The following is a 13,388-nucleotide window of genomic DNA, read 5'->3' on the forward strand; positions in this document are numbered from 1 at the left end:
TAGCCGTCATTTCTTTAATTTTCACGTATTTTTTCCAGTGGTCTGATTTCTCTGTCCTATAATTGGGACTAGTATCAGCCACCAACTGAGCAATTGCTCGGATGCAAATCGCCCAACTAGAGGCGGACACACACAAAAAGGAACTATGTCTAATGAATAAGACGCGTCTGTTTAAAAAGTCTCTCCTAGCAGTCACAATTACACTCGCTTCGCAACAAGCTCTTGCTGCAGGCTTCCAATTAAACGCACAATCAGCAACTGGTCTTGGCCGTGCATTCGCTGGTGATGCAGTTATCGCAGATAACGCATCAGTCATGGCACGTAACCCAGCTGCAATGGCACTATTCGACAAAACTGAGCTTTCGCTAGGTTTTGAGACCATTACTTCGATGATCGAAGTGAAAGATGCAACGTACCAAAATAACCTACCTGTATTAGGTGGCGGAGCTCCTATCGTCGCTAATGCAGATGCAGACGATGTTGGTGATACGTCTATCGCACCCAACATTCACCTAATCGTTCCTGTAAACGACAAGTTCGCGTGGGGTGTTAATGCTTACACCAACTTTGGTACTAAAACTGAGTTTTCAGATAACTATGTAGCTGCTGAGTACGGTGGCTTAACTGACGTTAAAAGCTTCAACCTTGGTTTAGCTGGTTCTTACCGCTTGAACCAACAATGGAGCTTTGGTGCTGGTTTAGATCTAATTTACGGTCAAGGTACAATCAAACGTGGTGACCCTGGTGTATTCGGTACAGAGAATGCACTTGATGTTGATGAGGCCGACGGTTGGGCTGTAGGCTTTAGTTTAGGTACAGTGTTCGAGCTAGATGAAAACAACCGTTTTGGCCTAGCCTACACATACAGTCCTGAGTTTGAAGCAGAGGACGACAAAGGCCAAGAAATCACACTGCCGCTACCAGATATGGTTGAGTTCTCTGGTTTCCACAAAATCGAAGACACTAAGTTTGCAGTTCACTACTCTATCCAATACATTGGTTGGAAAGACTTCGATAAGATCGAGTTCAGAAACCTAGATGCTCAATCTTCGCCAATTGGCTTCCTCCCTGGCTCAACAGGCTCTTATGACAAGCCTTATGAATGGCAAGACGGGTGGCATTACGCAATTGGTGGTACATACTACTTGAACAACGATTGGACTCTAAGAGCCGGTTACATGTACGATACTAGTGCACAAGATAGCCTAACATCAATCTCAGTTCCGGATTCAGATCGTCAATGGTTCTCAGCTGGCTTTACTTACCATATCGATACGGCATCAAATGTTGACTTCGGTTTCACTTACCTAATGGGTGACGATGTGAAAGTTGATGAATCGATAGAAGTAGGTGGTATTCCAGTATCAACAATTGAAGCAACAACTCGCGCAGACGCTATCCTATTAGGTCTACAGTACAGCCGCAGCTTCTAATCCAAGCTTACGCTAACAAGAAACATCAAAAGGGCTGAATTTCAGCCCTTTTTGTTTGCCTAAAATTCACTATTTTCTCCCTTTCCTTCAAAATTTCAGCGTACAACCGTAGGGTGACAAGCTCCTTTCATAACACAGCCGTTCGCTCAAACACTTGTTATCGAGTTGTAAACACCACATAAAACGCATTAATTTGCACCGTTTATAGGATAAATACAGTGTATTTACCCTATTCGAGATTTTTCTTTTGAAGTATTTACTCTAACCATTACACTTTCGTGACTTTGTAAAAGGATATTTCAGCGAACAGTGAGATCTATGAAAATCAATAAAAATCTTCTAAGCATCGCAGTGGGTGGTGTTTTGGTGGCTGCATCAAGCAGCGCAATGGCAGCAGGCTTCCAACTGGCAGAATACTCAGCAACTGGCCTAGGCCGCGCATACGCAGGTGAAGCTGCAATGGCGGACAACGCATCTGCACAATGGCGTAACCCAGCAATGCTGATGTACCTAGAAGGCACACAAGTCTCTGTGGGTGCTATTTATGTTGATCCGAATGTGGATGTTAACGGCACTGTAGATGGCACAGCATCTGGCTTACCTACTACCAATGCTTCAGCGTCTGACTTTGCTAACGATGCAGTAATCCCAAATTTCTACATTTCTCACCGTTACTCTGAAGACTTTGCTGTTGGCTTTGCCCTTGGGACAAACTACGGCATGGAAACAGACCTAGGTACTGATTTCGCAGCATCTCACTTCGGTAATGAAGCAAGCGTAACCACTATCGAAGCAAACCTAAACGCTGCTTATAAGATCAACGAACAGTTCAGTGTTGGTGGTGGTATTCGCTATGTAATGGGTGAAGGTAGCTTTGGTGCAACGGCACCAGCCAATAATGTATTCCCTGATGGCCAAGATGGCTACACCCAACTTCCGCAAGGTACAGCATTAAAGTACATGGAAGGAGATGATGAAGCTTGGGGATGGCAAGTAGGTACAGCATGGCAAATCAATGAAAACCACCGTATTGGCTTTGCATACAAATCAGAAGTAGAACTAAAGCTTGAAGGTTATGCCGAAGGTCTTGGTTTTGGTCTGGGTAGTGTAACCCCTCAAACACGAGATAATGGTTACATGAACCTCAGCCTTCCAGCAACCGCTGAGCTAGCGAGTTTCCACCAATTGACAGATAAACTAGCGATGCACGCTAGCTTCAACTGGACAGATTGGAGCTCTTTTGAAAAGTTAGAAGCTCAAATGGATACCGTCGGAACTCAAATGGTTAAAGTAGAAAACTGGGAAGACAACTACCGCTTCGCAGTTGGTGCAACATACCAACTTCAACCTAAGTTAGCGCTTCGTACAGGTATTGCTTATGATACATCAGCTGTGTCAGACAAAAACCGTACAATTACAATTCCAGAGACCGATCGTACTTGGTTAAGTGTTGGCGCAACGTACGAGTGGACCAAGAATTTCACTACAGACGCGGGCTTTACTTACATCATTGCTAAAGATGCACCAATCACGGAATCTCGTGGTTACGACTCTGACAATGACGCTCAAGCTGTTGGTGGTGAGTTCACAGGTGAGACATCAGGCAGCATCTGGCTAATCGGTGTTCAGGCAAACTACCGTTTCTAATCGCAAATTAGCATCGAGATAGACAAAGGGGAGAATGATTGATTCATTCTCCCCTTTTTCGTTTGGGTTACAAGTTACGGAGTATTTTAGAGGACAAATCTCGTCAAGTACTGTTCTGTAGAGCAAGTATCCTGTTACCCGTAGAACGAAGTTCGTCCCGTAGCGAAGCGTCCTGCCCCCCGTAAGCGCAGCGCCCCTTTTCCCTACCCTTATTCAAACCCTTCATCCAGATAACTGTCTAAGAAGTCTTCTTCATCCTCATCGTAGTCATCCACTTCGATTTCGGCTTTAAAGTTTTGGTGTTGGATGTAAGCCTCACGCGTTAATGCGTAAGGATCTGGCGAGTTGTTTAGCTGTGCCTCTTGTGACACAAGTGACGCACGGGTCTCCATTCCTTCCAGAGCCCATTTACCTAACCCAGCCCAGATATTAAGGTAAGAAAGCGGCACGTACATGCCATCAACAAAGTCGCCGGTCTCCCTCACCGTCCAAGGCCCGTAACCCGGCACCATCACATAAGGTCCATTGCCAACACCATAGTGGCCCACTGCATCACCAAAGGCCTTATTGCTTTCCTTCTGGATACCACCAGCTGAAGCGATATCGATAAAGCCTAACAGACCAAAGGTGGAGTTAATCCAGAAACGGTTGAAGTGGTTGAGTGCTTTTTCACCGTTACCCATAAATAGGTTATTGAGCACACTCGATGGCTCATCAAGGTTAGCAAGGAAATTGGCGATACCACTACGAACCGGCTTAGGCGTGTAATCCACATAGGCAAGCGATACTGGCCTCACGAGGTAAGGGTCTAGATAATCGTAGTTAATGGCCCACATCGAGCGGTTGAAGCTCTCAAATGGGTCGTAGGCAGTCGAGTCTTCGACGTCATCAGGTGTCGATGAACAGCCTGATAGTACTGTGACAGCAGCTAGAACGAGTAATAACGTCCGCGCTCGTTGGAAAGTCATCATTCAATGTCCCTATCTTCCTTCTAATGCCACCAAAGCTTTCCTTAAGAAAAAGCTCATAGTTAGGTAATTTTGTTACGTGGCATACAATAAAGACCGGCATAAACCGGTCTTTCATTCATTTGCGTGATTATACAATCTAAAAATCCGTTTTATTAGATTGTATACGCTATTTTATTCAAAAAAAGTGACAAGGCGATTGCCCTGCCACTTTTAATACAACTTATTGATATTGCTGAGAGATAGTCACAGTCACCGGTTCACCCAATGCCGCTGGTTCACTCTCACCGTACCAGTCACCTTGGCGAGTTGCTACGTTACCGTCAGTATCAATACGAGCACGGACCATCAGGCCCTCTAGGTCAGACAGCTTGTTGCCCTGCATCATGCTGTTACCGTCATCCAGTACCACCGTGCGAGGTAACGTACCGATAGGGTAGCGAGCTGCTGCGACTGGCATTGGTGCGCCATCTGCTGTGTGTACAGAGATGATCAGTACGCCTTCGCTTGGCAGCTGAACATTGTCACCAAGCTCAACGGTCACCGCGACGCTCTTGTTGTCGCCGATAGATGCACCCATCTTCTGTTGTGCGCTGATGATACTGCGCTCTAGCATCTCGTAACGGCTGTCTTCTGGACCGATCATCTGCTGCATGATGCTCCAGTACTTCACCGCTGCTGGGTAATCTTGACGCTCGAACGCATCAAATGCCAATAGAGAGAACACTCGCAGATCAACGTAGTCTTGCTGTACTAGCTTACCAAGAAGAATACGTGCTTCGTTCTGGTCAATCTCTTCACCAGATAGCATCAACGCTTGAGCATAACCCAGCTGAATGTCTTCGTTTTCAGGCTCAAGCTTGTATGCTTTTTCCATTGCATCGATAGCCGTTCCAACGGTGCGGTTCGCGAGTGCAATACGACCAAGCAGTAGCCAGCCCATAGAGTCATCTGGGGTGTAATGCAGACGAGTACGTAGAGATAGGGTTAAATCTTCCATCTCTTCGTCTGTCATCGTACCGCCTTCAGGAGACATCAATTTCTTAGACAGTTCAGGTAAGTTATTACTCACTTCTTGCCAGTGCTTCACTTTATCGTAAGCCCCGAAGTAAGCGTATAAACCGTAAGTCAGTCCAACAACCAATACCGTCGAAACCAGCATGACCATCATTGAAGAGGATTTGCCTTGCTCTTGCGGTGCAGCATGGTCGGTTGGAATATCATCGAGCAGAGATTGCTTTAGATCCGAGATGAGGTCGTCTTGGTTTTCAACCAGACCTTCATCCGATTCAACTTCAAGCTCGTCTAAACGGTCTTTGTAGAATGCTTTGTTTAATTCGTCACGTAATGCTTCGTCGTTGTTCGCTTTTTTCGTAAACAGAGGCAGAGCCACTAAGAACAGAGCGATAGCAATTACGACAATGGTAGAGATCCAAAACAGGGTCATTTGTTTTCTTTCCTTTCGCTCTCTTCGTCTAGCAGTTTCTGTAGACGTGCTTCTTTATCTTCATCCCACTCTTGTGTCTTCTCAGCCACTTTCGGGGTTTTCTTGCTTCGAACAACGATTAAGCCAAAGCCCAATACGATAACCACTAATGGACCAAGCCAAAGAATTGAGGTCGCGATAGTCAACGGAGGATTGTAGGTTACGAAGTTGCCGTAACGAGCAATCATGTAATCGATGATATCTTGCTTCGATTGACCCTCTTTGGTCATCTCGTACACTTTTTGACGCAAGTCTTGCGCCAGTTCAGCGTTTGAGTCGCCGATGGTGTTGTTCTGACACTTAGGGCAGCGAAGAGTTTGGTTTAGCTCTTGAAACTGCTCTTCCTGTTCAAGGGTCTCGAAGTCATACACTTCAATCGCCGCGTAAGCTGAGAGTGACAGCAGTAGAGTCGCGCACAGTGCAAATAGCTTTTTCATTACTTCGCTCCTGCCAACAGTTCTTGATACATAGGACCAAGCTTCTCAGCCCAGTTACGTGAATTCACATCACCAACATGGCGGTATTGCACCACGCCATTCGCATCAATCAAGAAGGTTTCTGGTGCGCCATACACACCGAGGTCCAAACCAAGCATACCGTTGCCATCGAACAGGCTGATAAGGTATGGATTACCTAAGTCGTTCAACCAACCCACGGCTTTAGTGCGATCATCTTTGTAGTTCAGACCAATGATCTTCACACCTTGCGCCGCAAGTTCATTAAGGTATTGGTGCTCTGCATAACACGTTGGGCACCAAGTCGCCCAAACGTTAAGTAGCAGAGGTTCGCCTTTAAAGATCTCTTTGTCGTATAGCTTGCCCGGTTCAGCGAGATCTTCCAGCTTAAACTGGGGTACTTCCTTACCGATCAGTACCGATTCCAGTTTGGTAGGATCATCACCACCAGCGTTGCGGGTTAGTTGGGTCGCGAAGACCACAACCAACACCATAAAGAGTGCGAGAGGGATAAATAATGCTTTTTTCATTGCTATCTCTCCTATACCTTCGCGTTTGGTTTGCGGAAGCGATAACGCTTGTCACTGATTGCAATTGCCGCACCCAATGACATGATGAGCGAACCTAACCAGATCCAGCGAACAAACGGTTTGTAGTAGATACGTACAGCCCATGCGTCACCATCATCTAGGCGTTCACCCATCGCGATGTATAGGTCACGGGTTACACCACGATCGATTGCCGCCTCAGTCATCATAGACTTAGCCGTGCGATAGAATCGTTTTTCTGCATGTAGCGTGTTTACATACTTACCGTTTTCCGTGATTTCAAAGTCAGCAATATAACCATCGTAGTTAGGGCCATCTTTGTCACGTAAACCAGAGAAGTAGAAGTCGTAACCTTGGATCTGGAAGTGCTCACCTGGCGCCAAACGTACATCGCGTTCGATGCTGTAGTTTTGCACCATCGCAATACCGATAATCGTCACGGCCAAACCAACATGACCTAGCATCATTGCCCAGTGGCTGCGTTGAATCTTCTTAACACCAACTGCAAATGAATGACGATGCGTCGCACGCTCGTACACCTCAAATGAGTGCATGAAGATAATCCATAGCGCCATTACCCAGCCAAGGAATGCAAGACCCGTAAACTTATCTGCCAATAGGAATACAAACGCCGCACTTAGTACCAGCGAAAGCACACCCGAAACCACCATAGGTTTAACGAGGTTTGACAAGTTGTCACGTTTCCAGCGAATCAGAGGACCGATACCAAGCAGGAACGAGAACGGAATCATTAAGTAAGTGAACAGCATATTAAAGAATGGCGCACCGATTGATACCGAGCCCAAACCAATTTGCTTATGAACTAGCGGTAGCAATGTACCGACAAGCACAACCACGAGCGCTGCTAGAAGCAACACATTGTTTGCCAAGAGCGCATTTTCACGCGAAAGCAGGCTGAAGTTGCCACGTACACGAACCGTTGATCCTTTTAGAGCAAACAGCAGCAGTGAACCACCGATAACGAACACTAGGAAACCTAGAATGAACATACCGCGTGATGGGTCAGATGCGAACGCGTGAACTGATACCAAGATCCCTGAACGAACCAGGAAGGTACCCAGTAGGCTCAACGAGAACGCCGATAGAGCTAGGAGTACTGTCCAAGCTTTAAACGTACCGCGTTTTTCTGTCACCGCAAGTGAGTGCATTAGCGCTGTACCTGCCAACCAAGGCATGAATGATGCGTTTTCTACCGGATCCCAGAACCACCAGCCACCCCAGCCAAGTTCGTAGTAAGCCCACCAAGAGCCTAGTGCGATACCTAACGTTAGGAATAACCATGCTGCTTGTGTCCAAGGACGAGACCAACGTGCCCATGCCGTATCTAGGCGGCCAGTCATCAATGATGCGATTGCAAAAGAGAACGCAACAGAGAAACCCACATAGCCCATGTAGAGCATTGGCGGGTGGATAATCAGACCCGGATCTTGAAGTAGTGGGTTCAAGTCGCGGCCATCGACTGGGAAGAATGGCAATGTACGTAAGAACGGGTTAGACGTTAGGATGATAAACAGTAGGAAGCCAACCGTAATCAAACCCATGATCGCCAATACGCGAGCCACAGACTCTTGCGGCATACCACGGCTGAATGTTGCTACAGCAACCGTCCAACCTGCTTGGATTAGTACCCAAAGAAGCAGTGAACCCTCGTGCGCACCCCAAACCGCCGTTAGACGGTAGTACCAAGGCAGCGCCGTGTTTGAGTTACTCGCTACATAGGTCAGCGTGAAATCGTTGGTATAGAATGCCCACAGTAGAATCGCGAACGAGAAACCCAATAACAGAAACATACCCCAAGAGAGCGGTCGTGCTGTGTTCATTAGGGTTGTGTTGTTCTGGCTTGCCCCAACAAGAGGCAAGATGGTCAACAACACCGACATCGCGAGTGAGGCAATGAGTGCAAAATGGCCTATTTCAGCGATCATTGTGCGCTTCCTTGTTTTTGCTCGTCAGAGTAAGACAAAGGCTCGTGAACCTTTTCCATCGCCTCAGCAATTTCTGGTGGCATGTACTCTTCATCGTGTTTTGCTAGTACTTCGAACGCTTCAATCGTTGTCGCATTTTTTAGTACACCTTGGGCAACGATACCTTGGCCTTCGCGAAATAGGTCTGGCAGGATACCGTCGTATAGAATTGTTACCGCTGGACCAACATCAGCAAGGTCAAAGCTTACGCGTAGTGATTGTGGATCACGCTTAACAGTGCCTTCTACCACCATGCCACCAATACGTAGACGCTGGCCTACCTCAGGTTTTTTACCCTCTTTACCCATGACAAGTTCAGTCGGTGTATAAAACAGGTCCATGTTTTGGTTTAGAGCGTAAAGCATAAGACCAACCGTGGCACTGATACCTAAAAAGAGCGCTAAAATTATCCCTAGGCGCTTTTTGCGTCTTGGATTCATAGTGTGTTCTCCATATTTTTCGCTGCGTCGATACGAGCTTGACGATCAAGTTTCGCTTGAACGTCACCTAGAATTTTATTACCGCGACGGACACTGCTTAGTAGCAAGATAAACATGGCTACAAAGGTGATACCAAACGCACCCCAAACGTAAGAGGCATAGCCTCCCATCGCTAGAAAATCTGAGAAAGTGTCAAAATGCATAGTCAACTCCGATTAACGCTTCGCTTGAGCAAGCTTTTGAACCCAAGGACGATGGCTTTCTTTTGACAGAATTTCGTTTTTGAAACGAATCAGCATGACGCTACCAAAGAAGAAAGCAAAGCCTAGGATGTTTAACAACAATGGCCACAGCATGTCTGTCGACATCGATGGCTTATCAAACTTAGTAATCGTCGCGCCTTGATGAAGCGTGTTCCACCACTCAACAGAGAAGTGGATAATTGGCAGGTTAACCACACCAACAATCGCTAAGATACCTGCTGCTTTCGCCGCAGTTTTTTGGTCATCAAACGCGTGGTAAAGCGCAATCACACCCAGGTAAAGGAAAAGCAGGATAAGTTCAGACGTCAAACGCGCATCCCAAACCCACCAAGCACCCCACATTGGTTTACCCCAAACAGCACCGGTTAAAAGAGCGATAAAGGTGTATACCGCGCCGATTGGAGCCATTGCCGCTGCAGCCATGTTCGCAAGCTTAAGTTGCCAAACAAGACCAATGAACGCAGCAATCGCCATTGACATGTAAACGCCCATCGACCAAATAGCAGAAGGCACATGAATATAGATAATTCGAAAGCTGTCGCCTTGTTGGTAATCGGCGGGTGCAAATGCCAGCCCCCACACGGTACCGATGGACAGGCAGATCAGAGCAATGGCAGCAAACCATGGCAAAAGTTTCTGACTGAGTTGATAGGCCGTTTCAGGCTTGGCATAGGGATGCAGCCATTTCCACATAATTGTTTCTCACTATTACTTCACTACACCAAAGGTGCATTTCATTAACCTACCCGGTTAAGAGTAGGCTCCGAAAGGAATTCAGCTTCCGTTTGAATTCGAGTTAGAACGATATTTTTCGTTTTAGTTCACACTGACTCGTAATGCCGCACTGATTGCGAATGGGGTCAATGTCACCGCGCCCATCAGCATTGCACCAAGCACCGCTAATTGACCGTTATACGCCATACCAAGCCCAGCAGCATCAATCGCTGAGGTGGCAAAAATTAGAATTGGGATATAGAGCGGCAGTACTAATAAACTCAGTAACACCCCACCCTTTTGTAACCCTACTGTCAGTGCAACACCAATGGCACCAATAAAGCTCAACGTCGGTGTTCCCACTAACAACGTCAGAACCACAGCCAGCCAGGTATTGAAGTCCAGAGAAAGCAGTACCGCAAGCAACGGGCTTATGACAATCAGTGGCAGACCGGTTAATAGCCAGTGAGCAATGACTTTGGCAATGGTAAAGACCGGCAGTGGAATAGGCATCAGCATCGCTTGTTCTAACGCGCCGTCTTGAAAGTCATCTTTAAACAGACGTTCCAATGAAAGCAATGCAGATAATAGCGCAGCTACCCATACGATACCCGCAGCAATGCGAGCCAATAGGTTCGGCTCAGGTCCAATACTCAGAGGGAACAGGGTAATGACGATAATAAAGAACCACAACGGATTAAAAATATCGGCTTGACGGCGAAAAGCGATTAATAGCTCTCGTCGAATAATGGTGCCCATCGACGCAATCATCTATTCACCTAACTTAATCTTGCGGAGTTTCGGGTTGTCTTCAAACATATCTTGGTGCGTAGTCAACATCACTATCCCACCCTGCTCTGCATGTTTGAGAAACAAAGATTCTAGTACCTTCACCCCTTGCTTATCAATCGCAGTCAATGGTTCATCAAGAATCCACAGTGGGTGGTCACTTAACCAAAGGCGGGCTAAGGCGACACGGCGTTGTTGTCCAGCGGAGAGTTGTCCAACAGGAACATCCTCACGACCAGCCAATCCGACCTGAGTCAGAACGTGCCATATATCTTCGTCATTTTGCTTGTTGTTTCTTTGTTTAGAATCAAGGTTAGCTCGACGCCCATAAATAGATTGATAAAACTTTAAGTTCTCGTATGCAGTTAGCTCTCGCTTAACACCCGTTTGGTGGCCTAGGAACAACAAGTCCTCATGAAAACCTTCACGGTTGCTCTTTACGCTTTCTGATTTCCAGTGCACATCACCATTATCGCTGTGACCGAGGCCAGCAATGATACGCAATAGTGTTGTTTTACCGGTACCATTTCGCCCTTCAATCTGCACCAGTTCACCTGGATGGATTTCAAAGCTAAGAGACTCAAATAAAACTCGCTCATCACGAATAGCGGTAAGATCAATTACTTGTAACATCTGAAACTTAAAGAGAAAAATGAGAACGGTATATTACCATACCTAACAATAAGCACGTAGAATTATGCCGATTCAAAGTTTGAAAGTGGTAAAAATCTGTTAACCGTTGATCACAATTTAATAAATTACCTCTAAAGTAGTAATAACCTAAATTAAGTGAGATCAAAAAAGGAAGCTCATTGCTTCCCTTTTACTATCTACGATACGGCTTCTGTTGCCTTGGCTGGCGCATTCTTCGCTCTGGCTCGTCGCTCAGTGGTGGGACTTTTTCTTTGCCCGCAAGCTTATTCTGAAGAGACAGCATCAATTCAGCTTCTGCTTTAGGTAACTCGCACTCTTGAATGAGCTCATCAAGGTCAGCACCAAGCTGAACCATTTTGGTTGCTCTTGAGTAGAGACGACCATCACCATCCTCTTGCTCAAGTTCCTTTACTCGCTCAATAAGATGTCGAATGACATCCTCTTGCTCAGTCACTTTTTGGCCTAAACCAACGACAACCGAACGCACTTCTAATAACTGGTTATTACTTTTCTGAAACTCTTTCTCCTGCGTACGCAATTGCTGTCGTTGATGACGAACTTGCGATTGCAAGCCTCTCATTGAACGAATAATCGTAATAAGCAATATAAGGGGAACTAGAGCAACTCCCCCTGCAATCAGGGGAAGTGGAAGTAAAAACTGGTCAGTCATTATAGGTGAGCCATATCATCCCATTCGTCATCAGAGAGTAGCTTGTTTAGGTCAACAAGGATAAGTAGCTTGCCGTCACGGTTGCTAACACCTTGGATAAACTTAGCACTTTCATCTGTACCAACGCTTGGTGTTGTGTCAATTTCAGAAGAACGTAGGTATACCACTTCCGCTACGCTATCTACTAAGATGCCAATAACTTGACGCTCAGACTCGATAACGATAATACGTGTGTTATCCGTAACTTCACCCTGCATCAAACCAAAGCGAGAGCGAGTGTCAATTACTGTTACAACGCTACCACGTAGGTTAATAATACCTAGAACGTAATCTGGAGCACCAGGCACTGGCGCAATTTCAGTGTAACGCAGTACTTCGCGTACTTGCATAACATTGATGCCATACGTCTCTTCTTCAAGCTGAAAAGTTACCCATTGGAGCACTTCATCGTTCACTTGTTCTTTTCTTACTTCAATTTCATTCGCTTGAGACATAATCTTTCCTCATTTATGTCATGCAGACAGTCTTTGTTCTTAAGTGTATGCCTTGATGTCCATGCCTGCGTTAAGCATGCCGACCATGGCTTTTACATGGATTAGTGCGCACATTTTCTCGGTTACCATTCCGGCTAACCAAGGGCGCTTACCGGCAACGTTACGCCAACGAACCATCGCGTTCGACAGGGTTTCGGTGCCTTTTAATTGAGAACTTGCCAGTCCCCATTGGCTTTCGCCTAGCATGACGATGTAATCATAGTCCTGCTTGTATTCTTCATCAGCCAGTTTATCTGCCATCACCCATTTAGCGGTATCAACGACATCCATTTGGTTCTCTCTTTGAGTTTGTAGCCCAAGATACCAATCCGGACGGCCGATCAGGTGACTAAGCTCACCCAGCTTGTGAATTCCGCCGAGTTCATCGAGTGGCACCGCAAAAGTGACACCATTCACGTCGAAATAAAGCACCTGGAATTCTTCAACACGTTCGGTTGAGTGCCACAGCTCTTCATCCCCTCCAGCAGCCTGGGTTTGAGTCTCTAGCTCTACGCTAATCTCTTGAACTGGCTCCGTTTCTGGTTCTGCAACCTCGGTTATCGGCTCGAACTCGTCAGCCGGTGATTCAACCACCCACTCTTGAATCTCTTCAACCGGGGTAACGACATCAACAATCATTTCAGCTTCAAGTTGTAGCGTTGACTCTGTGTTTACCGTGATGTCGAGTGTGTTCTGCTCCATCACTGATTCAACCTCAAGCTCAGCCACAACATTGGTTGATTCCATTTGGTTGAGCAGGCGCTGAACATCATCAAGATTCGGCACATCAAACTCGCGCTCCA

The 13,388-nt window shown here is 46.4% G+C and carries 15 protein-coding genes; 2 read left to right on the top strand and 13 right to left on the bottom strand.

Annotated features, from left to right (window positions below; translation table 11 throughout):
- Nucleotides 1-152: 152 nt before the first annotated feature.
- Together DPF91_RS05370 and DPF91_RS05375 are read left to right on the top strand one after the other, a co-directional pair.
- A complete protein-coding gene (locus DPF91_RS05370; protein WP_117233415.1) occupies nucleotides 153-1,433 on the top strand; it encodes an outer membrane protein transport protein in 1,281 nt (426 codons plus the stop codon).
- A 318-nt stretch (nucleotides 1,434-1,751) separates the two neighbouring features.
- Nucleotides 1,752-3,080 (top strand): outer membrane protein transport protein, encoded by a 1,329-nt coding sequence (locus tag DPF91_RS05375; RefSeq protein ID WP_117233416.1) that lies wholly within the window; start codon nucleotides 1,752-1,754, stop codon nucleotides 3,078-3,080.
- Between the two features lie 209 nt (nucleotides 3,081-3,289).
- On the opposite strand, the gene DPF91_RS05380 is transcribed toward DPF91_RS05375, so the two are convergent.
- The 13 genes from DPF91_RS05380 to DPF91_RS05435 form a co-directional block, all read right to left on the bottom strand.
- Nucleotides 3,290-4,051: an MlaA family lipoprotein gene (locus DPF91_RS05380; protein WP_420855573.1), complete on the bottom strand. Its 762-nt coding sequence runs from the start codon at nucleotides 4,049-4,051 to the stop codon at nucleotides 3,290-3,292.
- Nucleotides 4,052-4,271: 220 nt separating this feature from the next.
- Nucleotides 4,272-5,495: a c-type cytochrome biogenesis protein CcmI gene (ccmI, locus tag DPF91_RS05385; RefSeq protein WP_117233417.1), complete on the bottom strand. Its 1,224-nt coding sequence runs from the start codon at nucleotides 5,493-5,495 to the stop codon at nucleotides 4,272-4,274.
- Nucleotides 5,492-5,971, bottom strand: a complete 480-nt coding sequence (locus DPF91_RS05390; protein ID WP_117233418.1) for a cytochrome c-type biogenesis protein — start codon at nucleotides 5,969-5,971, stop codon at nucleotides 5,492-5,494. Before DPF91_RS05390 ends, ccmI begins: the two co-directional genes overlap by 4 nt.
- Nucleotides 5,971-6,519, bottom strand: coding sequence for a DsbE family thiol:disulfide interchange protein (locus tag DPF91_RS05395; RefSeq protein WP_117233419.1), 549 nt, complete (start codon nucleotides 6,517-6,519; stop codon nucleotides 5,971-5,973). The genes DPF91_RS05390 and DPF91_RS05395 overlap by 1 nt, the downstream gene beginning before the upstream one ends.
- A gap of 11 nt (nucleotides 6,520-6,530) precedes the next feature.
- The gene (locus DPF91_RS05400) at nucleotides 6,531-8,483 is read right to left on the bottom strand and encodes a heme lyase CcmF/NrfE family subunit (RefSeq protein ID WP_117233420.1); all 1,953 of its coding nucleotides are present in this window, start codon (nucleotides 8,481-8,483) and stop codon (nucleotides 6,531-6,533) included.
- Nucleotides 8,480-8,962: a cytochrome c maturation protein CcmE gene (gene ccmE, locus DPF91_RS05405; RefSeq protein WP_117233421.1), complete on the bottom strand. Its 483-nt coding sequence runs from the start codon at nucleotides 8,960-8,962 to the stop codon at nucleotides 8,480-8,482. Before ccmE ends, DPF91_RS05400 begins: the two co-directional genes overlap by 4 nt.
- Entirely contained in the window at nucleotides 8,959-9,165 is a 207-nt protein-coding gene (ccmD, locus tag DPF91_RS05410; protein WP_117233422.1) for a heme exporter protein CcmD, read from the bottom strand. Before ccmD ends, ccmE begins: the two co-directional genes overlap by 4 nt.
- 12 nt (nucleotides 9,166-9,177) lie before the next feature.
- Nucleotides 9,178-9,918: a heme ABC transporter permease gene (locus DPF91_RS05415; protein WP_117233423.1), complete on the bottom strand. Its 741-nt coding sequence runs from the start codon at nucleotides 9,916-9,918 to the stop codon at nucleotides 9,178-9,180.
- Between the two features lie 123 nt (nucleotides 9,919-10,041).
- Complete coding sequence (gene ccmB, locus DPF91_RS22155; protein ID WP_206355541.1) at nucleotides 10,042-10,710, bottom strand: heme exporter protein CcmB; 669 nt, start codon at nucleotides 10,708-10,710, stop codon at nucleotides 10,042-10,044.
- Entirely contained in the window at nucleotides 10,711-11,361 is a 651-nt protein-coding gene (ccmA, locus tag DPF91_RS22160) for a cytochrome c biogenesis heme-transporting ATPase CcmA (protein ID WP_206355542.1), read from the bottom strand.
- A gap of 193 nt (nucleotides 11,362-11,554) precedes the next feature.
- On the bottom strand, nucleotides 11,555-12,052 hold the full coding sequence (locus DPF91_RS05425) for a DUF2802 domain-containing protein (RefSeq protein ID WP_117233424.1): 498 nt from the start codon (nucleotides 12,050-12,052) through the stop codon (nucleotides 11,555-11,557).
- A complete protein-coding gene (locus tag DPF91_RS05430; RefSeq protein ID WP_117233425.1) occupies nucleotides 12,052-12,546 on the bottom strand; it encodes a chemotaxis protein CheW in 495 nt (164 codons plus the stop codon). The genes DPF91_RS05425 and DPF91_RS05430 overlap by 1 nt, the downstream gene beginning before the upstream one ends.
- 39 nt (nucleotides 12,547-12,585) lie before the next feature.
- Nucleotides 12,586-13,371, bottom strand: coding sequence for a chemotaxis protein CheW (locus DPF91_RS05435; protein WP_338116861.1), 786 nt, complete (start codon nucleotides 13,369-13,371; stop codon nucleotides 12,586-12,588).
- Nucleotides 13,372-13,388: the final 17 nt, after the last annotated feature.

The organism is Vibrio maerlii (genome assembly GCF_003415655.1).
Lineage (GTDB): Bacteria > Pseudomonadota > Gammaproteobacteria > Enterobacterales > Vibrionaceae > Vibrio > Vibrio maerlii.